The sequence below is a fragment of the Agrobacterium sp. SUL3 genome, from assembly GCF_001263295.1.
Taxonomy (GTDB): Bacteria; Pseudomonadota; Alphaproteobacteria; order Rhizobiales; family Rhizobiaceae; genus Agrobacterium; species Agrobacterium tomkonis.
This window is the reverse complement of record NZ_KQ414509.1, coordinates 107,009-133,619: the sequence shown is the minus strand read 5'-3', so window position 1 is coordinate 133,619 and position 26,611 is coordinate 107,009. Positions and strand designations below refer to the sequence as shown.

Below are 26,611 nucleotides of genomic sequence, written 5' to 3'. Positions count from 1 at the left end.
TCACATTGCCCCCGCAACATGGGTCGGCATTTTCCGCAAAGCAACAGAAAAATCATTGCCTTAATAGAAGCGCGATGCGCCTACTGGCTCACCGCTTTGGTTTCGACAGCCTCAATATTGAAGGCGGCCGCCAGCAGCGCCCTGGTATAGTCCTGCTGCGGGTTGGCGAAAATCTCCGCCGCCGGGCCGCTCTCCACCACCTTGCCGTGACGCATGACGATCAGGTCGTTGGCGAGCGCCTTTACCACCTTCAGATCGTGGCTGATGAAGAGGTATGCGAGTTCATGCTTTGCCTGGAGATCGCGCAGCAGATCGACCACCTGCGCCTGCACGCTCATGTCGAGCGCGGATGTCGGCTCATCCAGCATGACGAAACGGGGTTTAAGCACCATGGCGCGGGCGATGGCGATGCGCTGGCGCTGGCCGCCGGAAAATTCGTGCGGATAGCGCCAGCGGGTGGCCGGATCGAGGCCGACCTCTTCCAACGCGACGGCGACACGTGTATCGCGCTCATCGGCGGACAGGGACCGCTCGTGCACCTTCAGGCCCTCGGCGACGATTTCGCCCACCGACATGCGCGGGCTAAGCGAACCATAGGGATCCTGAAACACCACCTGCAGCCGGTTCCTGAGTGGCTTCATCATCTCATAGGAATAATGATCTATCGACTGGCCGATGAAGCTGATGCGTCCCTCAGATGCGATCAGCCGGGAGAGAGCCAGACCAAGCGTCGTCTTGCCCGAACCGGATTCGCCCACCACGCCCACCGTTTGGCCGGCGCGCAGGGTAATATCAATGCCATCGACCGCCTTCACATGGTCGACAACCCGGCGCATCAACCCGGCCTTGATCGGGAACCAGACCTTGATGTCGTCACCCTGCATGACCACCGGTTTGCTGGCATCGGAATGCGGCGGCTCGCCTTTGGGTTCGGCTGCAAGAAGATGGCGCGTATAGGCGTGCTGAGGATCAGTAAACACCTGCTCCACGGTGCCGGTCTCGACGATCTTGCCCTTGGTCATGACACAGACGCGGTCGGCAAATTTTCGGACAATACCGAGGTCGTGGGTGATGAACAGCATGGACATGCCGTGCTTCGTCTTCAGATCACTCAGAAGCTCGAGGATCTGCGCCTGCACTGTCACGTCGAGCGCAGTGGTCGGCTCATCGGCGATCAGCAGTTTCGGCCGGTTGGCAAGCGCCATGGCGATCATCACACGCTGCCGCTGGCCGCCGGACAATTCATGCGGATAGGCTTTCAGGCGCTTTTCCGGTTCGCGGATGCCGACCTGCAGCAACAGTTCCAGCGTGCGCGCCCGCGCCTCAGCCCCGGTGATTGCCTGGTGCAGCTCCAGAATCTCGCCGATCTGCCGCTCGATGGTGTGGAGCGGATTGAGCGAGGTCATCGGCTCCTGAAAGATCATGGTGACGTCGTTGCCGCGGACCGCACGCAGGGAGCGTTCCGGCAGGGCCAGCATGTCCTTGCCGTCAAACAGGATTTTTCCAGACGGGTGGCTCGCCGCCGGATAGGGCAGCAATTTGAGGATGGAATTCGCCGTCACCGATTTTCCGGAACCGGATTCGCCAACGAGGGCAACGACTTCGCCCGGCATGAGGTCGAAGGAGACGTGATCGACGGCGATGCTGGTCGCGCCGCCCTGATGAAATGCCACGGAGAGATCCCGGACGGAGAGAAGCGGTTGGGTCATGCACTGAGGCTTTCGAGAAGGAACGTTAGCGTTTCGGCGTCAGGCCGAATAATTTGCAATGGTCTCGCGTGCTTGACGACGCCGTATCTGGTGTGGGTGAGGTTATATTCTCCGCGAATCCCAAAATCATTGGTGAGAAAATGCGAGCAACTCAATCCTATAGCGGTGGAAAGGTGGATGGCGTCCGGCAGTTTTATGGAAGGATATTGCGCTCGTAAAACCGCAGCATAGTGCAAAATCGGCATCTCCACGGGAACGACCTTGAGCCAATCGCTCGTCAGTATCAGGTTCTGATATTGATCTATCAGTTGATCGTTTCGCTCTTTATAGGGTTTTACGACAAGCTCGGAAAACGTAAGTTCGCTCGTTACGAATGCAGGCGCGTTGGAATTGTCGACCAGAAAAAGGCTTGGGAGCATCGCCCGCGTTGCCTCTTCGCCCTCCACTGCCATGATAAAAATGTTGGTATCGATGTAGACCTTTTCAACGCCTTCCATCAATTATCCCACTCATCGCGAAGCTCGCGAATACGGGCAACTGCCTGTTCGGCCGTGACGCGCCGCGTATTATTTTTTCGATACTCCGCCATGGCGTTGACGGCTTCCTCGGCGCTCAAAGATCGACGCGGCGCATCTGCCAATGCTGCGAAACCGGAGAGCGCATCAGCATCCAACCGAGGCGTATCCTCGACTTCAACCACGATTCGAACCATGGCCCCTTCATCGAGTCCTTCTCTGAGCTCCGGGGGCAGTTTGCTAACGGGATAGTGCTCTCTGACCACTCTATTCATTTGTCTTCACCCGTAGTGTCAATATTCGCAATCCTACTACAGAGCCTTTCAAAACACGACACTTCGTCACCGGAACGTCTTGCGTGGATCGAAGGCGTCGCGCACCGCTTCACCGACGAAAATCAACAGCGAGAGCATGATGGACATGGTGAAAAACGCAGTGAGGCCAAGCCAGGGGGCCTGAAGGTTGTTCTTGCCCTGCGCAATCATCTCGCCCAGCGACGGCGATCCCGGCGGCATGCCGAAGCCGAGGAAATCGAGCGAGGTGAGCGTCGTGATCGAGCCGGAAAGGATGAACGGCAGGAAAGTCAGCGTCGCCACCATGGCGTTGGGCAGAAGATGCCGGAACATGATCGTCCAGTTGCCAACGCCAAGTGCACGGGCCGCACGGACATATTCAAAGTTTCTGGCGCGCAGGAATTCCGCTCTCACGATGCCGACGAATCCGACCCATGAGAACAGCAGCATGATGCCGAGCAGCACGAAGAAGCCGGGTGGAAGAATGGCCGCGATGATGAGCAGGATATAGAGCACCGGCATGGACGACCAGATTTCGATGAAACGCTGCAAAAGCAAATCGGTCCAGCCGCCGAAATAACCCTGAATGGCGCCGGCGGTGACGCCGACAAGGGCCGACGCGATCGTTAGTGTCAGGCCGAACAGCACGGAGATGCGGAAACCATAAATCATTCGCGCCGTGACATCACGTGCCTGATTGTCGGTTCCGAGCCAGTTGAGATTGCCAAGCGTGCAGCCGGGATCGGCATTCCCCTGCGGGTAGGCCGAGCAACGATCTTTTTCATCCATCAGCCAGAAAGGCGCGGTGGGCGCTGAATGCGGAATATTGGAATTGACCGTCTGGTAGGAATAACGGATCGGCGGCCAGATCATCCAGCCATTGGCGTTGATCTCATCCTGGATGAAGGAGGATTTGTAATCGGTCTGGGCAAGGAAGCCGCCGAATTTCTCCTCGGGATAATCGACCATGACCGGCACCAGAATCTCACCCTTGTAGGAAGCGAGAATGGGTTTGTCATTGGCGATGAATTCCGCGATCAGGCTCAGAAAAAACAGGATCAGGAACAGCCAGAAGGACCAGTAACCGCGCCGGTTCGCCTTGAAATTCTGCCAGCGGCGTTTGGTGGTCGGCGAAAACCACGGGCGCTTCGGCTTTTCTATCGTTTCGGCTGCGGCGGTATGGGCGAGCGTCATCACACGTCCCTCCGCTCGAAATCGATGCGCGGATCGATCCATGTATAGATGAGGTCCGATATGAGGCCGACAACGAGGCCCATCAGTGAGAAGATGAAGAGCGTGCCGAACACGATCGGATAGTCACGGTTGACGACCGAGAGATAACCGAGGCGGCCAAGGCCATCGAGCGAGAAGATATTCTCGATCAGCAGCGAGCCGGTGAAGAAGGCCGAAATGAAAGCGCCAGGAAAACCGGCAATCACGATCAGCATCGCGTTACGGAAGACGTGGCCATAGAGAACCTTGCGTTCGGTGAGACCCTTGGCGCGGGCGGTGACGACATATTGCTTCTTGATCTCGTCGATGAAGGAGTTTTTCGTCAGAAGCGTCGTCGTTGCGAAAGCCGAGAGCGACAGCGCGATCAATGGCAGCGTCAGGTGCCAGAAGTAGTCGATGATCTTCTGCCACCAGTTCAGCTGGTCAAAATTATCCGACACCAGACCGCGCAGCGGGAACCAGTCGAAGAACGATCCGCCGGCGAAAAGCACGATGAGCAGGATACCGAACAGGAAGCTCGGCACCGCATAACCGATGATGATGATGCCGGAGGTCCAGACATCGAACGTCGAGCCATCGGAAACGGCTTTCTTGATTCCGAGGGGAATGGAGATGATGTAGGAGATGATCAGGATCCAGAAACCAAGCGACATCGACACCGGCAGCTTGTCGATGATGAGATCGATGACCGAGGAATTGCGGAAGAAGCTGTCCCCGAAGTCGAAGCGGATGTAATTCCACATCATTTCGAGAAAACGGGTAAGCGGCGGCTTGTCGAAACCGAACTGCTTCTCGAGCTTGGCGATCAACTCCGGATCAAGCCCCTGCGCACCGCGATATTTCGAGCCGCTTTCATCGAAGCCGCCGGATTGACCCATGAGATCGCCGCCGCCCGAGAGCCGGTCGGAGGCGCTGTCGCCCTGCCCCGTGAGCTGCGCGACAACCTGCTCCACCGGCCCGCCCGGCGCGAACTGGATGACGAGAAACGAAATGCCCATGATGCCGATGATGGTCGGGATCATCAACGCCAGACGTCTGAGGATATAGGCGCCCATCAGCCTCGGCTCCCGGCCGACACGTCAGCGGTTTTCGTTTCTGTCAAACCCGGTCCTTTCCTGAAAGCGCTTGCCTGCGCCTTAAGCGATTCGTTTCGCCCTATGTGAATCAAGCCTTCGGCGCGAAAGCAAGGCCAGCGTCAGTTTCCGGCCTGACTGGACCACCATGCGTCCGGAAAACCGATGCCGTATTCAGGCAGGTTTTCAGGACGCGTGAGTGTATTCCAGTAAGCGAGGAACATCTCGCCGCGGTAAAATTGCGGAATGACGTAGCTGTTTGCCAGAAGCACCCGGTCGAGCGCCCGCGCCGCGGCCACCTGTTCATCCCGGTTGGGCGCAAATATGACCTTTCTGACCAAAGCATCGACGGCGGGGTTCTTGATGCCGCCAAGGTTGTTGGATCCCTGCCGATCGGCGGCGGCCGAGCCCCAGAAATCCGCCTGTTCGTTGCCGGGATTGGCCGATGTCGCCCAGAGTTTGACGGCGATGTCGAAATCGAAGCTGCGGGTGCGGTTGGTGTATTGCGACGCATCGACCGTGCGGATCGTGGCATTGATGCCGATCTTCTTGAGGTTCTGGACATAGGGCAGGATCGTTCTTTCCATACCTGAGGAATCGATCAGGAATTCCATATCCAGCTGCTGTCCGGTTGCCGCATTGACCATGCGGTTGCCGCGCAGCTCGTAACCGGCCTCTTTCATCAACTTCACCGCCTCGCGCAGATTGTCACGCTGCTTGGCAGGATCGCCTGCCACCGGGTTACGGTATTCGGTGGTGAAGACTTCCGGCGGAACCTGGTCCTTCAGTTCCTGAAGCAGTTCCAGCTCGCGCCCGGTCGGCAAGCCGGAAGAGGCGAGCTCGCTGCCCATGAAGAAGCTGTTGATGCGCTGGAACTGCCCGTAAGCGAGCGTGCGGTTCAGCTCCTCGAAATCGAAGGCGTAATTGAGCGCCTTGCGCAGTTTCGGGTTCTGGAACTTTTCACGACGCATGTTCGGCACGAAGGCCTGCATGATGCCGACGGAGCGATAAATGTTCGGCAATTCTTCCTTCTTGACGCGGCCTTCCTTGACGGCCGGAAAATCGTAACCGGTAACCCAGCGGCTGGAAGAGGCTTCCTGGCGGAAATCGACCGTACCGGACTTGAAGGCCTGGAATTCCACATCCTGATCGGAAAAGAAATTGTAGGTGATGGTTTTGAAATTGTTCATCCCGACATTCACATTGACGTCCTTGCCCCAATAGTCGTCGCGACGCTCATAGGTCATCGTCGAGCCGGGAGACAGGGACGCGATCTTGTAGGGGCCGGAGCCCATAACCGGCTCCAGCGTGCCACGGGAGATATCACGCGGCTTGCCGTCTGGGCCGGCAGCTTCCCACCAGTGCTTCGGAACGATGAGCAACTGCCCGACGATCTGCGGCAATTCGCGATTGTTCTTTTCATCGAATGTGAAGGTGATGTCCCTCTCGCCACTCACCTCCGCCTTGGTGACGTGGGTGTAATAGGTGGCAAGCTGCGGGCTCAGATCCTTGGCCTTTTCGAAGCTGAAAACCACGTCCTCCGGCGTCACCGGCTTGCCGTCCGCCCATTTGGCCTCCGCCCGTAGCCGGAATGTCGCCTTCGAAATATCGTCGGGATAGCTGACGCCCTCGGCCAGAAGCCCGTAGGAGGCTGACAGCTCTTCTTCCGTCGATTTCATCAGCGTATCGAAAACCAGCGAAAGGCCGGTCGCCGCCTCGCCCTTGGCGAGTAGCGGATTGAGCGTATCGAAGGTTCCCGTCGTCGACATGCGCAGCGCACCGCCTTTCGGGGCCTTGGTGTTCACATAGTCGAAATGATCGAAACCATCAGGATGTTTCAGTTCCCCGACCGTCGAAATCCCCTTTCGCCAGACATCGCCCGACTGGGCGAAGGCCGCCGCCGGGATCAGCATGGCGGATGCCGCAAGGGCGATCAGAAGGCGGGATTTCAGTGGAGCCAATATCATTCGGGGCGGTTCCTGTTTTGTGTTTGTTGCGCAGAGCATAAAACAAAGATTGGCAAAAAACAGATGCTTCGACTCACAAGCTCTTTATCGGCACCCTTAATTCCCTGCTTTGCACAAACAGGGCGAAACATGGTTTCAACAAAATCCCGTTCCAGTTTATCTTAAGGGGAAGAGAATCATCTGATCGGACGGACACGGCTATATGACGGCGGGATCATCGAGAGTTTTCAAGGCGGCCATGCTGGCGATTTCGGTCGTTTCCGCGCTGCAGTTGCAGATGGAAACCGCATCGGCCGAGGACCGGCCCGCGAAAGAAGTGTTCGGCCACACGGCGCTGCCCTCCGCAGCGGCCTCCCAGCCGATTGGCTCCTATGCCAAGGGCTGCCAGTCCGGCGCCATCGCCATGCCGACCGACGGTCCCGGCTGGCAGGCCATGCGGCTTTCGCGCAACCGGCGCTGGGGCCAGCCGCAGCTGATTTCCTTCCTCGAGCGCTTTTCGCAGGATGCGCAGAAGATCGGCTGGCCGGGTCTGCTGCTCGGCGATATTTCCCAGCCACGCGGCGGGCCGATGCTGACCGGCCATGCCTCGCACCAGATCGGCCTCGATGTGGATGTCTGGTGGCGGCCGATGCCTAATCCCCGGCTGAGTGTGGAGCAACGCGAAACGGTGCCGTTCATCTCCATGCTGGACAAGAGCAAATTTTTGACGGTCGATGATCGCAAATGGTCGCCGCTCAATGCCCGGCTGGTGATGATGGCGGCGAGCTATCCGCAGGTGGAGCGCGTCTTCGTCAACCCGGCCATCAAGCAGAAGCTTTGCCAGACATGGACCGGCGACCGCACCTTCATGGGCAAGATCAGGCCGATCTATGGGCACGACGAACATTTCCACATTCGCCTCGAATGCCCGCCCGGCGCGCCTAACTGCAAACCGCAGGCGGCCGTGGGCAAAGGCGATGGCTGCGACAAGTCGCTCGCCTGGTGGTTTACCAAAGAACCATGGGCGCCGCCGAAAAAAGACCCCAATGCCAAACCGGTGAAACCGCGTCCGGTCATGGTCTCCGACCTGCCCGCCGCCTGCGCCGCCGTGGCCGCCGCCCCTTCCGCCAACCCCGAGGGTATTGCTGCGCAGGCATATTCCCCCGCGCCGGTCCAGGCCGTGCGCCAGCAAAGCGTGGAACAGGTTATTCAGAACGCTCCGACCCTCCAGCCGCCTTCGGATATTCCGCTTCCGACCCAACGTCCGACATTGAACTGAAACAGAAATGAGGCATTCAACAGCTTCCCTTTTCAAATGGCGGCAAGCTGTTATAGAAGGCTTCAAATCGATTTAATTCTTTACGGGGACAGGCTGGGACCATGGAAGGGCAACGCTGTATCGCGCTCATCGCTCACGACGAGAAAAAAGACGATATGGCGGATTTCGCCCGTCATCACCAGAAGGCGCTCTCCAGTTTCAGGATCGTCGCCACCGGCACGACCGGCGGGCGGGTACAGGAAGCCTGTCCGGCGCTCGAGGTCATTCGTCTGAAAAGCGGACCGCTTGGCGGCGACCAGCAGATCGGCGCGATGATCGCCACCGGCGAAGTGGACATGCTGATCTTTTTCACCGACCCGCTGACGGCCATGCCACATGATGTGGATGTAAAGGCGCTGACCCGGCTTGCCACGGTTTACGATATTCCCATGGCGCTCAACCGCGCCACCGCAGAAAACCTGATCGACTTCAACTCCGCCGACTGACCCGCACCCCAATATGGAACAGGCAATGCCGAAGACGTCCGATACCGAATATCTGTCCTTTCCGATCCTTCTTGGCGACATCGGCGGCACCAATGCCCGCTTTTCCATCCTGATCGATTCCTTTGCGGAACCGGTGCACCTCACCACCGTGAAGACGGCGGAATATCCGACGATCGACGACGCCATCCAGAAAGCGGTCCTGGACAAGACATCGCTTCAGCCGGTCTCGACCATTCTTGCGATTGCCGGCCCCATCGAAGGCGACGAGATACCGCTCACCAACTGCCACTGGGTCGTCAAGCCGAAGGGCATGCTGGCTAATCTCGGCCTGAAGGATGTCATCGTCATCAATGATTTCGAGGCACAGGCTCTGGCGATTGCAGCGCTTGACGACGACAACCGCGAGCCTATCGGCTCCGGCAAGAAAGACATGCTGGCGTCGCGCGTCGTTCTCGGACCGGGCACGGGTCTCGGCGTCGCCGGTCTGGTTTACGCCCGTCATATGTGGTTCCCCGTGCCCGGCGAAGGCGGCCATATCGATGTCGGCCCAAGAAGTGCGCGTGATTATGCGGTTTTCCCGCATATCGAAACCATCGAGGGCCGTGTTGCCGGCGAACAGATCCTGTGCGGGCGCGGACTGGTTAATCTTTACCGCGCCGTCTGCAAGACCGATGGCATCGAACCCGTCTTTTCCGATCCGGCCGATATCACCTCGCATGGGCTTTCGGGCCAGAACGCGCAGGCAAAAGAAACGCTTTCGCTTTTCAGCACCTATCTCGGCCGCGTGGCTGGCGATCTCGCGCTGATTTTCATGGCAAAGGGCGGCGTCTATCTCGCCGGCGGCATTTCGCAGAAGATCATCCCGGCGCTGAAGAGCCCGGAGTTCCGGGCCGCCTTTGAAGACAAGGCGCCACACAGCGCACTGATGCGGACCATTCCGACCTTCGTGGTCACCCATCCGCAGGCGGCCCTTTCCGGCCTCGCCACCTATGCGAGAACGCCTGCCGATTTCGGCCTGGCGCTGGACGGGCGGCGCTGGAGAGCCTGATCGCTCTCCTCTCAACGGGCTATCCTTCCCATGTGACGCTTGCGAAGCGAGCGGCTGGTCTTTAACGTCACCGCTGCAAACATCAAACGTCCGATACCGGCGGGTTCCGATCCGCCCGACATGAAAAGTGAGTAAAAACATGGGCAGCAGCGACATGAAACTGGTGGTGGTCGGCGCGGCGGGCCGCATGGGACAGGCGCTCATCCGCCTCATTCACCAGACACCAGGCGTCCAGCTGCATGCCGCCGTCGCGCGCGAAGGCTCGGCCTTTGTCGGCCGCGATGCTGGCGAGATTGCCGGTCTTGGGCCCATCGGCGTCGAAATCACCAGCGATCCGCTGCAAGCCTTTCTCCATGCCGAAGGGGTGATCGACTTCACCTCACCGGCAACCAGCGTCACCTTCGCCGGTCTCGCCGCGCAGGCTCGCATCGTGCATGTCATCGGCACCACCGGCTGTTCGCCGGATGACGAGGAAAAATTCAAGGCGGCGTCGCGCCATGCGCGCATCGTCAAGTCGGGCAATATGAGCCTCGGCGTCAACCTGCTCAGCGTTTTGACGCAGCAGGCGGCGCAGGCGCTGGATGCGCAGAACTGGGATATCGAAATCCTGGAAATGCACCACAAGCACAAAGTGGACGCTCCTTCGGGCACGGCGCTTTTGCTGGGTGAAGCGGCCGCGGCCGGCCGCAAGGTCGATCTCACCACCTCTTCCGTTCGCGTGCGCGACGGACATACGGGTGCGCGGGAGACTGGCACCATCGGTTTCGCCACGCTGCGCGGCGGTTCAGTGATCGGTGAACATTCGGTGATCTTTGCCGGCGAGGGTGAACGCGTCGAGCTTTCCCACTATGCCGGCGACCGCTCCATTTTCGCACGCGGTGCGATTACGGCAGCTGTCTGGGCTTCAGACAAGAAGCCGGGCTTCTATTCCATGCTGGATGTGCTCGGTCTTTCGCAGACGGAATAAGCCTAATTTTCCACCGTGAATTCGACGGTATCGGCCGAAAATCGGCTGACGGCATATTGCACCGGCACGCCATCCATATCGGCATTCAGCGCCTGGGTGACGAGCAGGATCGCGCCCGGCGACAATTCGAGATCGGCCAGATCCTGCGTATCCGCATGGCTGGCGGAGATGACGGTGGAAATGCGCACGTAGTCGGCCACGCCGAGCGATTTGAAAGCGGCCGTGATCGAGCCGCTTTTCTGATAGGCCTCGCCAATTCCGGCAAAACGATCCGCCGGAAACCACGTGGTCGAGCGGGACACCGGCCGGGTGTCAGCCTTGCGCAAGGTCTCCAGACGCACGAGCGGTGCGCCGGTCTGCAGTTGCAGCCGCGCTGCCAGATCGGCACTTGCGGGTTCGGTCGTGTGGGAAAGAAGCAGCGCCTCCATTTCCTTCACCTGATCTGCGATGCCTGCCGTGAACCGTGTGCGCAGTGAAATCGGAAAACTCAGCCGTTCCTTGCGGGCGATCATCGTGCCACGCCCCTGCATCGGCTCGAGGATGCCTTCGCTCGCCAATGCGGCAATGGCGCTTCTGACGGTGTGGCGGTTGACGCCGAATTTTTCGGCCAGCGCCATTTCCGGCGGCAACATGCCGGTTTCGTCGTGATCACCTGCCGCGATCTCGCCTCTGATCCGGTCGGCAATCTGCCGCCAGAGCGCGACGCCGTTCTTTCTTTTCATTGCTGCTGCAGGGCTCATGTCACACGCTTGTCATTCATCGCCGTTAATTGTAGCTTATATTGTATAGTTGTCTATATCAATAGACATTAGAGGTCAAGCGATGAATAACGAAGCTGCGAATATACATGCGGGAAGGAAGCGGGTGGCGGCCCTTCTCGCCCGCGCAACCGTTCAGGAACTCGAAACGGTCTGGAACCGGCAGGACGCCAGCCCGCAGACGGAAAATGTGCGCGGACCGGAAACCGGCCTCGTCATGGTCAAGGGACGTATCGGCGGCGGCGGCGCGCCTTTCAATCTGGGTGAAACCACCGTTACCCGCGCAACGATCAAGCTTGCTTCCGGCACTGTCGGCCATGCCCATGTTCTCGGCACCGGCCGCAAGAAGGCCTGGTACGCAGCCGTTTTCGACGCGCTCTGGCAGGAAAATCCGACCCGTAACTTCATTGAAACCGAGCTTCTCTCACCGGTCGAAAAAAGACTGACCGAGGAAAAACAGCGGAAAACAAAAGAGACCGCCGCCACGCGGGTCGATTTCTTCACCATGGTTCGAGGAGAAGATTGATGGGTGTCAAAGCCGAAGCATTGACGGGCGGTTTTTCCGACGCCGTCTTCGATTCCCAACGGGTTTTCAAAAAGCTGATGGACGGCATGGCCCGGCCGGGCACACCGCAGACGATCGAAACCGCAGTTGCCCCGCCGGCACCGCTTGCCACCGCGACGGGTGCGGTTCTGCTGGCGCTCTGCGACCACGACACACCAGTCTGGCTGAGCGGCGCGCTGCGGAAAACGGCCGTGCCGGGTTGGGTTGGGTTTCACACCGGCGCGATTGCGACGGAAGAAAAGGGGGCTGCGCAGTTCGCCGTGATCGAGGCGGGCAGCACCATTGCCTCCTTCGGCCTTTTCGCTCAGGGAAGCCAGGAATATCCCGACCGTTCGACGACGGTCATCATCGAATTGCCAGATCTTGATGGCGGACAGGAATTAATGCTGTCCGGCCCCGGCATCCGCCACATCAATATCATCAGCCCTTCCGGCCTGCCGGAGATATTCCCGAGGCTCTGGGCGGAGAACAACGCCATTTTCCCGCGCGGCGTCGATGTCATTCTGACCTGCGCCGACAAATTCGTCTGCCTGCCGCGCACGACGCGTATTAAATCCGTGGAGGCATAAGATGTATGTTGCTGTCAAAGGCGGGGAAACCGCCATCGCCAACGCCCACCGGCTTCTGGCCGACAAGCGGCGCGGAGACCGTGACCTGCCGGCGATGACTGTCACGCAGATCGTTTCCCAGCTTTCACTCGCCGTCGACCGCGTCATGGCGGAAGCCTCACTTTACGATCAGTCGCTTGCAGCCCTTGCCGTCAAGCAGGCACGCGGCGACATGATCGAGGCCATCTTCCTGCTGCGCGCCTACCGCACCACGTTGCCGCGGTTCGGCTATTCGCTGCCGGTCAATACGGCTGACATGACGGTGCAGCGACGCGTTTCGGCAACCTACAAGGACTTGCCGGGCGGGCAATTACTGGGACCGACCTTCGATTATACCCACCGTCTACTCGATCCCTCGCTGCTCGAAGACGAGGCTGTCGAAACCCCCGCCATTCGTGAAGGCGAGCCGGATTATGTCATGCGGGTTTCCGACATTCTCGCCGAAGAAGGGCTGATCGAAAGCGATGGTGATATGCCTGATGAGCATATTGCCGGCGATCTGACGCGCGAGCCGATGGAATTTCCGATGCCACGCGACCTGCGTCTGCAATCGCTGGCACGCGGTGACGAGGGCTTCCTTCTCGCACTCGCCTATTCGACACAGCGCGGTTACGGCCGCACGCATCCCTTCGTCGGTGAAATCCGCATCGGTGATGTTGAAGTGGAGCTGGAGGTTCCCGAACTCGGCTTTGCCGTCTCGCTTGGGGACATTCAGGTTACTGAATGCCAGATGGTCAACCAATTCAAGGGCTCGGCCAAAGCGCCACCGCAGTTCACCCGCGGTTATGGTCTGGTTTTCGGCCAGAGCGAACGCAAGGCGATGGCCATGTCGCTGGTCGATCGCGCGCTTCGCGCCGGTGAATTCGGCGAAGATGTCGTCGCCCCGGCGCAGGATGAAGAATTCGTCATCTCACATGCAGACAACGTCCAGGCGACGGGTTTCGTCGAACATCTGAAATTGCCGCATTACGTGGATTTTCAGGCCGAACTCGGTCTGGTCAGGAAAATGCGCGCCGATTTCGAGGCGATCAACGCTGATGGCGCGGAGTGGATGGGCGATGCAGCCGAATAGCTCAGCGGCTGTGCTGCTCTCCAAACCAGTAAGCGCAAAAGACGGTCGATGCTGCAAAAACAGCAAAGAACACGGCTGCAAGAATTCCAATCTCCATGAGCTTGTACTCCTTTTTTCGCAAGGTTAACGCGCAATGCTTAAAGAAGTTTCATTTGACGACGGGCTGGCTGCCTACAACTTCGCCTATCTGGACGAACAGACCAAACGGATGATCCGCCGGGCGATCCTGAAGGCCATTGCCATTCCCGGTTATCAGGTTCCCTTCGCTTCCCGTGAAATGCCCATGCCCTATGGCTGGGGCACCGGCGGTGTGCAGCTGACCGCTTCCATCGTCGGCCCCGACGATGTGCTGAAGGTCATCGACCAGGGCGCCGACGACACCACCAACGCGGTTTCCATCCGCGCCTTTTTCCAGAAGGTGGCGAATGTTGCCGTCACCACCCGCACCAGGGACGCGACCATCATCCAGACGCGGCACCGCATTCCGGAGGAAGAACTGCATTCCGGACAGGTTCTGGTCTATCAGGTTCCCATTCCCGAACCCTTGCGCTTCCTCGAGCCACGCGAGACCGAAACCCGCGTCATGCACGCGCTGGAAGAATATGGCCTGATGCACGTCAAGCTCTACGAAGACATCGCCCGCAACGGCCGCATCTCCACCACCTATGCATACCCGGTGAAGGTTGCCGGACGTTATGTGATGGATCCTTCGCCGACGCCGAAATTCGACAATCCGAAAATGAATATGTCGGACGCGCTGCAGCTGTTCGGCGCCGGGCGCGAAAAGCGCATCTATGCCGTGCCGCCCTATACCGACGTGGTCAGCCTGGATTTCGAGGACCATCCGTTTGAAATCCAGCGCTTTGACAAGCCCTGTGCACTGTGCGGCGGCGAGAATGTCTATCTGGACGAGGTGGTGCTTGATGACAAGGGTGGGCGGATGTTCGTCTGCTCCGATACCGACCATTGCGAGGACCGCCGCGCCCATGGCCACAAGGGCCATATGCTGGCGGATGTGAAGGAGGCCGCAGAATGAGCGACGCACCACTTCTGAAAGTCCGGGACGTTTCCAAATATTACGGCGACCGGGCTGGTTGCCGCAACGTTTCCTTTGAACTTTATCCGGGCGAGGTCCTGGCCATTGTCGGAGAATCCGGTTCCGGCAAGACCACGCTTCTCAACTGCATTTCCACCCGGCTGATGCCAACGGCGGGCAGCGTGGAATATCGCATGCGCGACGGCTCCGTGCGCGACCTCTACCACATGGGTGAGGCCGAACGCCGTTTCCTGATGCGCACCGACTGGGGCTTCGTTCACCAGAACCCGGCGGACGGGTTGCGTATGGCTGTTTCGGCCGGCGCCAATGTCGGCGAACGGCTGATGGCCGTGGGCAATCGGCACTATGGCAATATAAGGCAATCGGCCAGCGAATGGCTGGAGCGGGTGGAAATCGGCACCGACCGTATCGACGATCAGCCGCGTGCCTTTTCCGGTGGCATGCGCCAGCGCCTGCAGATCGCCCGCAACCTCGTCACCTCGCCGCGCCTCGTCTTCATGGACGAACCGACCGGCGGTCTCGATGTGTCCGTGCAGGCACGCCTGCTTGATCTGGTCCGCGGCCTCGTCAACGATCTCGGCCTTGCCGTCGTCGTCGTCACCCATGATCTGGCGGTGGCGCGACTGCTTTCCCATCGCATGATGGTGATGAAGGGCGGCGACGTCATCGAGCATGGTCTCACCGACCGGGTGCTCGACGATCCGCGCGAGCCTTACACGCAATTGCTTGTTTCCTCTATTCTGCAGGTTTGACGCCATGCCGACGCCCCTTATCGTTTCGGAAGTCTTCAAAAGCTTCACCATGCATCTTCGCGACGGCATCGAATTGCCGGTCGTTCGCGATGTCAATTTCTCCGTTTGCGGCGGCGAATGCGTCGTGCTCGGCGGCCCGTCGGGTATCGGCAAAAGCTCGATCCTGAAAATGCTCTATGGCAACTACGCCATCGACAGCGGGCAGATCCTCATCCGCCACGGGGATCAGGTCGTTGATATCGGCAATGCCTCGCCGCGGACGATCCTCGAAATTCGCCATCACACGATCGGTTATGTCAGCCAGTTCCTGCGCACCGTGCCGCGTGTCGCTGCCATCGATGTCGTTGCCGAACCGCTTCTGGCCCGCAAGGTGGCCGCCGAAGATGCGCGCGAACAGGCGGCGACGCTGCTTTCGAAGCTGAACCTGCCACGGGAATTGTGGTCGCTTCCGCCCGCAACCTTTTCGGGCGGCGAGCAGCAGCGCGTCAACATCGCGCGCGGCTTCATCACCGATCATGCGATCCTGCTTCTCGACGAGCCGACGGCCTCACTCGACGCCACAAATCGGCGCGTGGTCGTCGACATGATCAGGGAGAAAAAAGAAAAGGGCACCGCGCTGCTGGGCATCTTCCACGACGAGGAAGTGCGGGAAGCCGTGGCCGACCGCATTCTCGACGTCTCGCAATTCTCTCCCCGGAAGGCAGCGGCATGAGTGTCAAGGTCGGTCTCGAACCCGCCATTCACGAAACCGCCCGCGTCACCAACTCCTCGATCGGCCGCTATACCGAAATTTCGGAACGCTGCCGCCTCGAGGAGGTTGAGATGGGCGACTATTCCTATGTCATGCAGGACGGTGCGATCTGGTGCGCCACCATCGGCAAATTCGTCAATATCGCCGCCTCCGTCCGCATCAACGCCACCAATCACCCGATGCAGCGGGCGACATTGCACCATTTCACCTATCGCGCCCGCAGCTACTGGGACGACGCTGAGGATGAAACGGATTTCTTCGCCGCCCGCCGCGCCAAGCGGGTGGTGATCGGCCATGATGTCTGGATCGGCCATGGCGCGACCATCCTGCCCGGCGTGACGGTGGGGAACGGTGCGGTGATCGGGGCTGGCGCGGTGGTATCGAAAGATGTCGCGCCCTATACCATCGTCGGTGGCGTGCCCGCCCGGCTGATCCGCGAGCGTTTTCCAGCGGAGCTTGGCCGGCGCATGGACGATCTGAATTGGTGGGATTGGGACCATGCCAGACTGCGCGGCGCGCTCGATGATTTCCGCGCCCTCGCCGCCGAGGATTTCGTGGCGAAATATGGTGGATGAACTCCGCTCATAGCGAAGCAATTGCAAATCCCGGGCCACGTCCCGGGATTTCTGTTTGTCGGCTCCAGAAATGCCGGCGGGATTTCCTGCTCATGACATGCCTGACGAGAGGTTTGTCGGCGAACCCTCGGGTGTCGTATCTGCGAATTCTGTAATATTTTATTCATGAAACTGACATCCACACTTCACGCACCGCTGTTACGCCGAACCCCGTCAAAAAAGAAGATTGGACGGGGAAATGAGCTTTCACCTGAAGCAAGTCACGCGCCGTTTCGGCAACCATACTGCGGTCGATGCCGTGAACGTCGAAATACCGCAGGGCCAGATGGTCGGCGTTATCGGACGCTCGGGTGCGGGAAAATCAACGCTGCTGCGCATGATCAACCGCCTCGTTGATCCCTCCTCGGGTTCCATCTATTTCAACGACACGGAAGTATCGGCGCTGAAAGGCGCAGCGCTCCGCAACTGGCAGCGCGACTGTGCCATGATCTTCCAGCAGTTCAATCTGGTGCCGCGCCTGGATGTGCTCACCAATGTCATGCTCGGCCGTCTCAACCACCGTTCGACAGCGCTCAGCCTGTTCAACATCTTCACCAATGATGAGCGCCTGATGGCGATCGCCGCGCTCGAGCGGCTCGGCATCGAACATGTGGCCATGCAGGCCGCGGGCACGCTTTCCGGCGGCCAGCAGCAGCGCGTCGCCATCGCCCGCGCCCTGATGCAGTCTCCGAAGATGGTTCTGGCCGATGAGCCGATTGCCTCGCTCGACCCGCTCAATGCCAAGATCGTGATGGATGCGCTGCGCGACATCAACGAGCGCGAAGGCATCACCGTCATCACCAATCTGCATACGCTGGATACGGCACGCAATTATTGCGAGCGCATCATCGGCATGTCGCAGGGCCGCGTCGTCTTTGACGGAACACCGGCGGAACTGACCGCTTCGGCCGTAACGGAGATTTACGGAACCGATTCTCAAGGGGCTGGCATCGACGAGACCATGACCTCGACCAGCATCAATATTCCCGGCGCGCAGCTTCCCGCGCGTCCGGTGCAGCAATCTGCCGGTCCCGAACCGCTCGCTCTCGCCGGGCTCTGAGGAACCGCTCAGCATCGTTTGTGCCCGCGTCAAGGGCCGACACTTCACAACAAACTCCGGCTCGCCGGGAAACAGGAGAAAGTCCATGTTGAAGAAAATCCTTCTTTCGGCAGTCGCCCTTGGCGTTCTGGCCGGTTCCGCCATGGCTCAGGACGTCAAGGTCCTGCGTATCGGTCTCGACGGTTCGGAAAACGAAGCCGACCAGATCCGCAACACGAAGTGCGTTGCCGATGGCCTGAAGGCTGCGACCGGCGTTTCCGAAGTTCAGGTTTTCCCGTCGCCGGACTATAACGGCGTCATCCAGGGTCTGCTCGGCGGCACCATCGACATCGCTTCCATGGGCGCATCCTCCTACGCGAAGATCGCTCTTGCCGATCCGAAAGCCGTAGATCCGATCCTGACCACGGCCGGCGCTGACGGTTCGACCGGTTATTACACGATCATGGTTGCCCGCAAGGACAGCGGCATCAAGACGCTGGCTGACGCCAAGGGCAAGAAGATCGGTTTTGCCGATCCTGACTCCACCTCGGGCTTCCTCGTCCCGAACGTGGCTATTCCGAAGGAAACCGGCGTTCCGGTGAAGGAATACTTCGCTGAAACCGGCTTCGGCGGCGGCCATGAAAACCTCGTTCTCGCCGTTCTCGACAAGAAGTTCGACGTTGGCACCACCTTCGGTTCGGGCGTTGGCAAGTGGGAAGAAGGCTACACCGCCGGCAACCTCTACCAGATGGTCAAGAAGGGCAATCTCGACATGGACGATATCGTCGAAGTCTGGAAGTCGCCGCTGATCCCGAACGGCCCGCTCATGGTCACCAACAAGCTCGGCGACGCCATGAAGCAGAAGGTAGAAAACTTCTTCATGGAACTGCCGAAGAAGGACCTCGCCTGCTTCCAGGGTTTCACCCAGGGCAAGAACACCGCTTACATCAAGGTCGACCCGTCCTTCTACCAGACGATCATCGACGCCCGTAAGTCCGTTATCGGCGGCTGATCCTGCGATCATACCCGAAAGCGGCGGTGCCTTGCGGCGCCGCCGCTTTTGCCAATAAAGGAAAAAGCGGATGGCGACCTCACTGCATCATGGCACCCTCTCCCCCAAGGGATTGAGCGCATCGTCCCAGACGGTCATGCGTCATTATCAACAGCAGCTTGCGACAAGACGGATTTATACCGTTATTTCGCTCGTGATCTTTCTCGTCATCCTCGCCGCTTCCCTGAATTTTGCCAACGCGGCCAATTCAGGCAAATTCTTCGAGCGCCTGCCCTATTTCTTCGACTTCATGAAAACCTTCGTGCCGGACAGCCCGCTGGAAATCTTCCGGGCGATGTTCGACCTGCCGTCACCCTATGCGGACGGTTCGCTGAAATATAATTACGTCGCAGACCGCGTTTACATCACCGACAGCTTCTACATCCCGCACTTCATCTATCAGCTGATCATCACGCTCAACATCGCGCTTGTTTCGACAATCATCGGCACCGGCTTCGCCTTCGTGCTCTGCTTCTTCGCCTCCACCAACCTTGTCGGCGCCGGTCTCGTGCGCTGGGTGGTGCGCCGGGTAATGGAAGTGCTGCGCGCCTTTCCGGAAATCGTCGTCGCCGGCTTGCTGACCGCCATTCTCTCGATCGGTCCGATTGCGGCGATCATCGCCATTTCAGTCCACACGATCGGCGCTTTGGGCAAGCTGTTCTTCGAAGTGGTGGAAAATGCCGACATGAGGCCCGATGAAGGCCTGCGCGCCGCCGGCGCCAACTGGCTGGAGCGTGTCCGTTTCGCCATCGTGCCGCAGGTTCTGCCTAACTTCGTCTCCTACGCGCTGCTGCGCGCCGAAATCAACGTGCGTGCCTCAACCATCATCGGTGCTGTCGGCGGCGGCGGCATCGGCGAGGTGTTCCGGCTGTCGATCGGCAACGATCATGCTTCCAAGACTTATGCCATCATCATCCTGCTGCTGATCACCATCATCGCCGTCGACCAGTTTTCCAGCTGGCTGCGCCGCAGACTGATCGGCCATCAATCCTTCGAATTCGGACGGGGAGCAGCCTGATGTCCTCAAGCTTCATTCTCAACACTGCCGAGCGCGAAAGGCTGACCGCCGCGCATCCCGCGATTTTCAAACGCGGCTTCATGCAGCGTTACGGTCTGCTGGTCGGTATTCTCGCTACCGTCGTTTATCTCATCAGTTGCTTTTTCTTCTTTAATGTCGGGCCGGCTTTCATGCAGGGCCGCTGGGATCGAGCCTCAAGCTATATTCAGGACTGGTATTCCTGGCGTGCCCAGCCGCGCCTGCGCTTCGAAGATGGCAAGGTGGCGCCGCAGTGGTCCAGCCGTGGGCAATATCCGGTCGACTCAAAGATCGACTGGTTGCAGCCCCTGCCGGATGGCGGCTACAGCGTGATTTATGCAGGCATGGAAAACCGCCTCGACGTGACGCCAACCCGGGTGGATGTTTATGTCGACGGCAAGAACTACCCCGTCATCATCAATGGTGAGCAGGCGCGGGCACCTGAGGGGTTGCCGGAAGAAATCCAGCAGGACGGTAACAAGGTTCTCGTCCATTACGGTTTTGCCGGCCAGGCGGAAATCCGCACCAGCCAGGTCTATGTGCAGCGCCGGTTCCTGGGATGGGCAAACTTCCTGTTCGACACCAAGTCGGAATTCTGGGGCAAAGGCTATGGCGAACTCGCGGCTCTGGCGCTGTGGGGTGAGAGGCTCGATCCCGAGCGCTCGAATATCAACCACATGGTCGATGATTTCCTCGACAACAGCGTCTGGCAGCACGCCGATATTCTTTCCAAGCTGATGCAGACCCTGGTTATGGCCTTTGTGGGCACGCTGTTCGGCACGCTCGTTGCCCTGCCGCTCGCCTTCATCGCCGCGCGCAACATCACCGCCAACAGGGCTGCCAACTGGGGCATGAAGCGTCTGTTCGATTTCCTGCGTTCGATCGACATGCTGATCTGGGCTTTGTTCTTCACCCGCAGTTTCGGTCCCGGACCGATCCCCGGCATTGCCGCGATCTTCTTCACCGATACCGGAGCGCTCGGCAAGGTCTATGCCGAGGCGCTGGAGAATGTCGATGACAAGCAGCGTGAGGGCGTCAAATCGGTCGGTGCTTCCCCGATTGCCGTCAATCGTTTCGGCGTGCTTCCGCAGGTGCTGCCGGTCTTCATTTCCCAGTCGCTCTATTTCTGGGAAAGCAACACCCGCTCCGCCACGATCATCGGCGCGGTGGGTGCGGGCGGTATCGGCCTGAAGCTGCTGGAAGCGATGGGTACCAACGCCGACTGGGACAAGGTTGCCTATATGGTCCTGCTCATCCTCTTCGTCGTTTTCCTGTTCGACCACATCTCCAATTCGCTGCGTTCGCGCCTGATTGGGAAAACGCAGCATTAGGCCATAAAAGGGGCGGGACTGTATGCGAAGGCCGTAACGGCTTTCCTTTCCCCGCCCCATAAAACCACCCGCCCAAAGACGTTTTTTTGTCCCTGACGCATTCACCCCGAGGTCCGGGCGCCCCAAAGGGGCGTGCGGGGGCTTAACCGCATTTCGAATGTGCTTTTTTCCATCTGCATCATCATTCTGTCACGGAAAGCGATTACCTCGCACTCCTGACCTTGCGGGAAGCGGGCGAGTCACGCCAAATAGCTTCTCATCCTTGGTTTTCCATGACACTGAAGAGTGCTTGCCGTGCGCTACGCCATCTATTTTTCTCCGGCTAAAGATCATCCGCTGACTGAAGCAGCGTCGCGCTGGCTTGGGCGCAATGCATTTTCCGGTACGCTGCATGATGATCATGACGCCTATGCGGAAATGACGGAAGAACCCCGCCGTTACGGTTTCCACGCAACCCTGAAGGCTCCTTTCGAGCTTGCCGAAAAATACAGCGAGGCCGCGCTTCTCGCCGCCGTCGAGGGTTTTGCCGCAAGCCAGCCGGCCTTCGACATCCCGCGTGTCGTCGTTGGCGCGCTCGGACCGTTTTTCGCGTTGGTTCCAGACCGGACCTACCAGCCACTGCAGGATTTCGCGGCCGAGATCGTCGACCATTTTGACCGATTTCGCGCGCCTCTGTCCGAGACCGATATTGCCCGCCGGCGGCCACAAATGCTGACGGAGAGCCAACGGCAAAATCTGTCACTCTGGGGTTATCCGCATGTCATGGACGACTTCCGTTTTCACATGACACTGACCGGTCGTATCGACGAGGACGACCAGCCCACCATGCAAGAGGTGCTTTCTGCGCGTTTTGCCGAATTCGTCGATCAGCCTCTCACCATTTCCGGCCTCGCTTTGTTCATTGAAGAAACGCGCGGCGCCCCCTTTACCGTTCATCGCTGGCACCCGTTTGGCCAGCAGCCAAAGAAAGATGCGAACCCATGACCGAGCACGCCCTCTCCAATGCCCGTATCGTTTTGGAAGACGATATCATTCTGGGGTCCGTTCTGATCCGCGACGGCAAGATTGCCGATATCAGTGAAGGCGCCTCCAAAACCGGAGAAGACCTAGAAGGCGATTTCCTGATCCCGGGTCTGGTGGAACTGCATACCGACCATCTGGAACAGCATTATTCACCGCGCCCCGGCGTGATCTGGGATAAGATCGCCGCCATTCAGGCCCATGATGCACAGGTTGCGTCATCAGGCATCACCACCGTATTCGATTGCCTGAGGCTCGGCTCGGACGAGGATGGCGGCTTCAAAAAGGGCGAAATGCGGGAAATGGCTGATGCCATCGAAGCGGCGGCGGATCAGAACCGCTTGCGCGCAGATCACCTGCTGCATCTGCGCTGTGAGGTCGCCTCCGCGGATGTTCTGGACCATTTCGAAGATTTCGAAACCGATCCGCGCGTGCGGCTGATTTCGCTGATGGACCACTCCCCGGGTCAGCGCCAGTTCCAGTCCATGGATCAGTACATTTTCTATTACCAGAAGAAGCGCGGGCTGAGCGACGAGGCTTTTGCTGAATTCGTGCGCCGGCGGCAGGCCGCATCGGCCGAATATTCCGCCAAGCACCGTGATTATCTGGCCGCCAGCTGCGCCAAGCGCGGCATCACCGTCGCAAGCCATGACGACGCCACCGAAGCGCATGTGGGCGAAGCCATCGGCCACGGCGTTAAACTGGCGGAATTCCCCACCAGCGTTGAGGCTGCAAAAGCCTCTCACAGCGCCGGCATGAGCGTCTTGATGGGCGCTCCGAACATCGTTCGCGGCAAGTCTCACTCCGGCAACATCGCCGCCCGCGATCTCGCCGAGATCGGCGTGCTGGATGTTCTTTCTTCCGACTATGTGCCCTTCAGCCTGCTTTTCGCACCGTTCCTGCTCGCCGATCAGGTGGAAGCCATCACCCTGCCGGAAGCGCTGCGTATGGTCACCGCCACGCCGGCTCGGACGGTTGGTCTTCTTGACCGCGGCCGTATCGCAACTGGATTGCGGGCCGATCTGGTGCGGGTTCACCGCGAAGATGGCGTGCCCGTCACCCGCTCGGTCTGGCGTCAGGGCAAGCGCGTGGCATGACCGGCAACGGAGAGGACAGCCGGCGTGAGAAAACGCCCGGCACGATGATCGTGGTTGTCGGCCCAAGCGGGGCCGGCAAGGATACGCTGATGGACTATGCGGCAAGGCAATTGTCCGGACGGCCCGGCTTTCATTTCACCCGCCGGGTGATTACCCGCAGCGGGGATGCCGGCGGCGAAAATCACGATGCCGTTTCGATGCAGGAGTTCAACCGGCTGCAGGATGAGGGCGCATTCGCCGTCTTCTGGCAGGCGCACGGGCTGAAATATGGCATCCCGGCTGCCGTCTATCGCCAACTTGAGGCGGGAGACGTGGTTATTGCCAACGGTTCCCGCTCGGCCTTGCCTGAGTTCAGTTCCGCCTTTTCCCGTCTCAGGGTGGTGAACATCGTCGCCCGGCCGGAAGTGCTGGCGCAGCGGCTGGAACAGCGCGGGCGGGAAAGCCGCGAGGATATTCTGCGGCGCCTGGAACGCAGCTCGCTTACGGTCGTCGGCGACTTTGACGTAACGACGGTGGATAATAGCGGCGCGATCGAAGATGCGGGCAAGACCATCATGCAGGTGCTGGAACAAAGCGTCGGCCCCGACCGATCTTAATGTCCCCGGCCCGGACCGCTCGACAAAAGGTCACACAAAGCTTACCATCAGGCGACAATTTCCAAACATGGTACGCCAAGGCGAGGGATGCCCGAAAAGAGGGTCAGTGACGAGATAACTGTGGTGGCTGGTCTGGCCGCCGGCGTTAGCAATTATGCGCGCTCGCGCGGCATCGATATCGTCCCCATCTGCAAGGCTCTCGATATTGATCCCGCCACTTTCGACAGTTTGACGGAGCGCATAAGCCTCGACAGATTATGCCGATTGCTCGAAACCTGCGCCTTGATTTCCGGTGACGACGCGTTCGGTCTGCAATGCGCCTCCGCTTTTCCGGCCGGCGCATCCGGTGCATTTGGTTACGGTCTGATCAGCGCGCCGACGGTGCGGGCTTTCCTGCGGTTTCTTCAGGATCACGTTTATTACGCGACCAACAACAGCAATTTTACCATGGTTGCGGATACCACACATGTAACGCTTTCCTGGTCCTTCGCGCCCGTCATCGTCAAGCGTGATCAATATGTGGATCTTTCCCTGACAGTTCTGATCCAGCGTCTTCGCGATATTCTGGGTGAGCGCATCAATCAGGTCGAAATCGGTCTGGAGCGGCAGAAACCGAATAATATTCAGCTATTTAAAGAAAGAATGACCAAGCGGATCAGCTTCTCCCAGGCGATCCACACGATGCGTCTTCCTGTATCGCTCCTCGACGTGGCCAATCCGAACGCAGATGAGCGGCTGTTCGAACTGATGAACCTTCAATGCCGGATGCTGCGACCGGAAACATCGGCGGATGCAACACATTTCATCGATCAGGTAAAACGGTATATGCAGATGCGGCTATCGGATGCGGAGCTTTCACTTGGCGAAATCGCCCCCTACTTCAATCTTTCCGAACGGAGTTTTCAGCGGCGGCTTGCCGAACTTGGCACCAATCTCAACGAGATAAAGGACGCCATACGCAAAAATGCCGGCTTCAAGCTTCTGGTGGAGAGCGACCTTTCGGTTTCCGACATAAGCTATCGATTGGGCTATTCGACGCCCGGTGCGTTTTCGCGCTCCGTTTCCCGCTGGTTTGGGGCGACCCCGACGGATATTCGCAAGAAACATGCGCATCATTCCGCCGGATAAAACATATTTTCAGCACCAATATTTCGAAATTACACATTAAAATTCAGAAATATGTCGGCTTTTCCCGGTTTCTGTGCCGAAACATAACAATAAAAGCGCAAAACTTGGCGCGAGATGTTATTCTATTGGTGCAGTATATCGCCTATTAGAGCGCCGCGTGGCCCTTCGGGTGTGACGGAAAACATTCCAAAGCTTTGAATCTGCACATTGTTCTGATCCACAACCGATTCCGGTTTTGTGAGTGTCAGTGGGGCAGCACTCCCTATGCCCCGGAACAACGTCGATGCTGGGCCGGCTGGCTGCGAAAGCGGCCATCATTGCATATTCCTGATGCCAGATGAAACCTATTGGCGAAATCGACGTTTCCGTTCGCGTGCAGACAGAACGTTCGCGGGCGGGCCTCGGGGAATGAAATCATTACCTGATCGCAAAGCCGGGAAGGTCAATCTCTTTTGAGGCAGAAAGAACATGTCTTTAAAAACGCCGCATGAACATCGCCAGACGCGCGAGATCGCCCTATCTGACCGGGAACGGCACTATCTGGGACTGGTGGCGCGGGGTAAACACCCCTCCCACATCGCCCTTGTGACCGGTGCGACCGAGGCAGAGGTGAAGGACGTGCTGGAAGTGGTGCGTAACCGGCTGGGTGCCACCAATCTGCTGAATGCCGTCAGCATTGCCCTGCTGCGTGGCCTGATCGAGCAGGATATCTAAGGCTTTTTCGCTTCAGAGGCTTATGTGGAGACGTCCCCTTCCCATAGGCCAAAACCGGATGAGCGGCTTTCTGCGTCAAAATCCCATCATTTCGATGGCGGGATGGCGGACCAAAAGCGGACCGGAAATGATTTCCTGTCCATATCGACGCAAATGCAAAGCGGCCATAAACGGTTTGCCCGGCGGATCATCAGGTCCGCCGGGTTTTTCATTTTGCATCTGTTTAAAGCGACTGGATTTCAGCGAGAATATCGCTTTCGACGACGATGCCGCTTTCCAGCGCCTGCCGGCGAACGCCCTGGCTACGGCGGCCGGGCAAGCGCACATTCTCCTGCTTTTCTATCTCGCCGGCGATGAGCGCCAGTCGTTCAGTAAAGACTGCACCACCCGAGGATACCGGGTCGATGACGATGATCGTGTGGCCAAGTGATGGTGGCGCGCCCTTATCATCCAGAAGTGAAGAGGCTTCGAACGCGAAATTTCCGCCGGTGAGTGCGGCGGCCATGATTTCCACCATCAGCGCCAGTGCGGCACCTTTCGCCTCGCCCGCGGGCACCATGGTTCCCTCGATGGCTTCTTCAGGGTCGGTCGTTGGCCGGCCGTTTCTGTCGAGCGCCCAGTCACCCGGAATAGTCTCGCCCTTCTGGCGGGCCGCCATGATCTTTCCGCGCGCGACCTTGGAAAGCGCCAGATCGATCACCAGAGGATCGGCGTTACCAACAGGGGTAGCGAATGCGATCGGATTGGTGCCATATAGCGGTTTGTTGCCACCCCACGGGGCCATGGATGCCGGCGCATTGGCGAACATCAGCGCGACAAGACCCATCTCGGCAAAACGCTCGACAGTTAATGCCATCACGCCGGCGTTATGGGA

29 protein-coding genes are annotated in these 26,611 nt (G+C 59.0%); 20 read left to right on the top strand and 9 right to left on the bottom strand.

Annotated features, from left to right (window positions below; all coding sequences use genetic code 11):
- Nucleotides 1–80: 80 nt before the first annotated feature.
- The 6 genes from AKG12_RS19885 to AKG12_RS19860 form a co-directional block, all read right to left on the bottom strand.
- The gene (locus AKG12_RS19885; RefSeq protein WP_052820158.1) at nt 81–1,709 is read right to left on the bottom strand and encodes an ABC transporter ATP-binding protein; all 1,629 of its coding nucleotides are present in this window, start codon (nt 1,707–1,709) and stop codon (nt 81–83) included.
- Nucleotides 1,706–2,206, bottom strand: a complete 501-nt coding sequence (locus AKG12_RS19880; RefSeq protein WP_052820157.1) for a type II toxin-antitoxin system VapC family toxin — start codon at nt 2,204–2,206, stop codon at nt 1,706–1,708. Before AKG12_RS19880 ends, AKG12_RS19885 begins: the two co-directional genes overlap by 4 nt.
- Nucleotides 2,206–2,499, bottom strand: coding sequence for a hypothetical protein (locus tag AKG12_RS19875; RefSeq protein ID WP_052820156.1), 294 nt, complete (start codon nt 2,497–2,499; stop codon nt 2,206–2,208). The genes AKG12_RS19880 and AKG12_RS19875 overlap by 1 nt, the downstream gene beginning before the upstream one ends.
- Nucleotides 2,500–2,565: 66 nt before the next feature.
- Complete coding sequence (locus AKG12_RS19870) at nt 2,566–3,711, bottom strand: ABC transporter permease (protein WP_052820155.1); 1,146 nt, start codon at nt 3,709–3,711, stop codon at nt 2,566–2,568.
- On the bottom strand, nt 3,711–4,805 hold the full coding sequence (locus tag AKG12_RS19865; RefSeq protein ID WP_046799187.1) for a microcin C ABC transporter permease YejB: 1,095 nt from the start codon (nt 4,803–4,805) through the stop codon (nt 3,711–3,713). The genes AKG12_RS19870 and AKG12_RS19865 overlap by 1 nt, the downstream gene beginning before the upstream one ends.
- Nucleotides 4,806–4,945: 140 nt before the next feature.
- Nucleotides 4,946–6,790 (bottom strand): extracellular solute-binding protein, encoded by a 1,845-nt coding sequence (locus AKG12_RS19860; protein ID WP_052820154.1) that lies wholly within the window; start codon nt 6,788–6,790, stop codon nt 4,946–4,948.
- A gap of 202 nt (nt 6,791–6,992) precedes the next feature.
- Here AKG12_RS19860 and mepA point away from each other — a divergent pair, with 202 nt between their 5' ends.
- From mepA to dapB, 4 genes are all read left to right on the top strand, one after another.
- Complete coding sequence (gene mepA, locus AKG12_RS19855) at nt 6,993–8,048, top strand: penicillin-insensitive murein endopeptidase (RefSeq protein WP_052820153.1); 1,056 nt, start codon at nt 6,993–6,995, stop codon at nt 8,046–8,048.
- 101 nt (nt 8,049–8,149) lie between these two features.
- Nucleotides 8,150–8,533 (top strand): methylglyoxal synthase, encoded by a 384-nt coding sequence (locus AKG12_RS19850; protein ID WP_052820152.1) that lies wholly within the window; start codon nt 8,150–8,152, stop codon nt 8,531–8,533.
- Between the two features lie 25 nt (nt 8,534–8,558).
- Nucleotides 8,559–9,581: a glucokinase gene (locus AKG12_RS19845; protein ID WP_046799183.1), complete on the top strand. Its 1,023-nt coding sequence runs from the start codon at nt 8,559–8,561 to the stop codon at nt 9,579–9,581.
- 139 nt (nt 9,582–9,720) lie between these two features.
- A complete protein-coding gene (gene dapB, locus AKG12_RS19840; protein ID WP_052820151.1) occupies nt 9,721–10,548 on the top strand; it encodes a 4-hydroxy-tetrahydrodipicolinate reductase in 828 nt (275 codons plus the stop codon).
- Nucleotides 10,549–10,550: 2 nt separating this feature from the next.
- Here dapB and phnF read toward each other — a convergent pair whose 3' ends face one another.
- Nucleotides 10,551–11,288: a phosphonate metabolism transcriptional regulator PhnF gene (gene phnF / locus AKG12_RS19835; protein ID WP_046799181.1), complete on the bottom strand. Its 738-nt coding sequence runs from the start codon at nt 11,286–11,288 to the stop codon at nt 10,551–10,553.
- Between the two features lie 82 nt (nt 11,289–11,370).
- Between phnF and phnG the strand changes: the two genes are divergently transcribed.
- From phnG to AKG12_RS19755, 16 genes are all read left to right on the top strand, one after another.
- Nucleotides 11,371–11,832, top strand: coding sequence for a phosphonate C-P lyase system protein PhnG (gene phnG, locus AKG12_RS19830; protein ID WP_052820150.1), 462 nt, complete (start codon nt 11,371–11,373; stop codon nt 11,830–11,832).
- Nucleotides 11,832–12,440 carry a phosphonate C-P lyase system protein PhnH gene (phnH, locus tag AKG12_RS19825; RefSeq protein WP_052820149.1) on the top strand — a complete coding sequence of 203 codons (609 nt, stop codon included), beginning with the start codon at nt 11,832–11,834 and terminating at the stop codon, nt 12,438–12,440. The genes phnG and phnH overlap by 1 nt, the downstream gene beginning before the upstream one ends.
- Nucleotide 12,441: 1 nt before the next feature.
- Complete coding sequence (locus AKG12_RS19820; RefSeq protein WP_052820148.1) at nt 12,442–13,551, top strand: carbon-phosphorus lyase complex subunit; 1,110 nt, start codon at nt 12,442–12,444, stop codon at nt 13,549–13,551.
- Between the two features lie 133 nt (nt 13,552–13,684).
- Nucleotides 13,685–14,587 (top strand): alpha-D-ribose 1-methylphosphonate 5-phosphate C-P-lyase PhnJ, encoded by a 903-nt coding sequence (locus AKG12_RS19815; protein WP_046799177.1) that lies wholly within the window; start codon nt 13,685–13,687, stop codon nt 14,585–14,587.
- Complete coding sequence (phnK, locus tag AKG12_RS19810) at nt 14,584–15,360, top strand: phosphonate C-P lyase system protein PhnK (protein ID WP_003524419.1); 777 nt, start codon at nt 14,584–14,586, stop codon at nt 15,358–15,360. Before AKG12_RS19815 ends, phnK begins: the two co-directional genes overlap by 4 nt.
- 4 nt (nt 15,361–15,364) lie before the next feature.
- The gene (gene phnL, locus AKG12_RS19805) at nt 15,365–16,072 is read left to right on the top strand and encodes a phosphonate C-P lyase system protein PhnL (protein WP_046799176.1); all 708 of its coding nucleotides are present in this window, start codon (nt 15,365–15,367) and stop codon (nt 16,070–16,072) included.
- On the top strand, nt 16,069–16,686 hold the full coding sequence (locus tag AKG12_RS19800; RefSeq protein WP_052820147.1) for a transferase hexapeptide repeat family protein: 618 nt from the start codon (nt 16,069–16,071) through the stop codon (nt 16,684–16,686). Before phnL ends, AKG12_RS19800 begins: the two co-directional genes overlap by 4 nt.
- Nucleotides 16,687–16,924: 238 nt before the next feature.
- Nucleotides 16,925–17,785, top strand: coding sequence for a phosphonate ABC transporter ATP-binding protein (gene phnC / locus AKG12_RS19795; RefSeq protein ID WP_046799174.1), 861 nt, complete (start codon nt 16,925–16,927; stop codon nt 17,783–17,785).
- Nucleotides 17,786–17,870: 85 nt separating this feature from the next.
- Nucleotides 17,871–18,776: a phosphonate ABC transporter substrate-binding protein gene (gene phnD, locus AKG12_RS19790; protein ID WP_046799173.1), complete on the top strand. Its 906-nt coding sequence runs from the start codon at nt 17,871–17,873 to the stop codon at nt 18,774–18,776.
- A gap of 70 nt (nt 18,777–18,846) precedes the next feature.
- A complete protein-coding gene (phnE, locus tag AKG12_RS19785) occupies nt 18,847–19,833 on the top strand; it encodes a phosphonate ABC transporter, permease protein PhnE (RefSeq protein WP_052820146.1) in 987 nt (328 codons plus the stop codon).
- Nucleotides 19,833–21,182, top strand: coding sequence for a phosphonate ABC transporter, permease protein PhnE (phnE, locus tag AKG12_RS19780; RefSeq protein ID WP_052820145.1), 1,350 nt, complete (start codon nt 19,833–19,835; stop codon nt 21,180–21,182). The genes phnE (AKG12_RS19785) and phnE (AKG12_RS19780) overlap by 1 nt, the downstream gene beginning before the upstream one ends.
- A 285-nt stretch (nt 21,183–21,467) precedes the next feature.
- Nucleotides 21,468–22,166: a DUF1045 domain-containing protein gene (locus tag AKG12_RS19775; protein WP_052820144.1), complete on the top strand. Its 699-nt coding sequence runs from the start codon at nt 21,468–21,470 to the stop codon at nt 22,164–22,166.
- A complete protein-coding gene (locus AKG12_RS19770; protein ID WP_046799170.1) occupies nt 22,163–23,299 on the top strand; it encodes an alpha-D-ribose 1-methylphosphonate 5-triphosphate diphosphatase in 1,137 nt (378 codons plus the stop codon). The genes AKG12_RS19775 and AKG12_RS19770 overlap by 4 nt, the downstream gene beginning before the upstream one ends.
- Nucleotides 23,296–23,895, top strand: a complete 600-nt coding sequence (gene phnN / locus AKG12_RS19765; protein ID WP_052820143.1) for a phosphonate metabolism protein/1,5-bisphosphokinase (PRPP-forming) PhnN — start codon at nt 23,296–23,298, stop codon at nt 23,893–23,895. The genes AKG12_RS19770 and phnN overlap by 4 nt, the downstream gene beginning before the upstream one ends.
- Nucleotides 23,896–23,982: 87 nt before the next feature.
- A complete protein-coding gene (locus AKG12_RS19760) occupies nt 23,983–25,023 on the top strand; it encodes a helix-turn-helix domain-containing protein (RefSeq protein ID WP_052820142.1) in 1,041 nt (346 codons plus the stop codon).
- A 468-nt stretch (nt 25,024–25,491) separates the two neighbouring features.
- Nucleotides 25,492–25,737, top strand: a complete 246-nt coding sequence (locus tag AKG12_RS19755; protein WP_052820141.1) for a helix-turn-helix domain-containing protein — start codon at nt 25,492–25,494, stop codon at nt 25,735–25,737.
- A gap of 75 nt (nt 25,738–25,812) precedes the next feature.
- On the opposite strand, the gene AKG12_RS30345 is transcribed toward AKG12_RS19755, so the two are convergent.
- Entirely contained in the window at nt 25,813–25,956 is a 144-nt protein-coding gene (locus AKG12_RS30345) for a hypothetical protein (protein ID WP_156316076.1), read from the bottom strand.
- 4 nt (nt 25,957–25,960) lie between these two features.
- A partial coding sequence (locus tag AKG12_RS31085; protein ID WP_285277768.1) for an Ldh family oxidoreductase occupies nt 25,961–26,611 on the bottom strand: 651 nt, incomplete at its 5' end.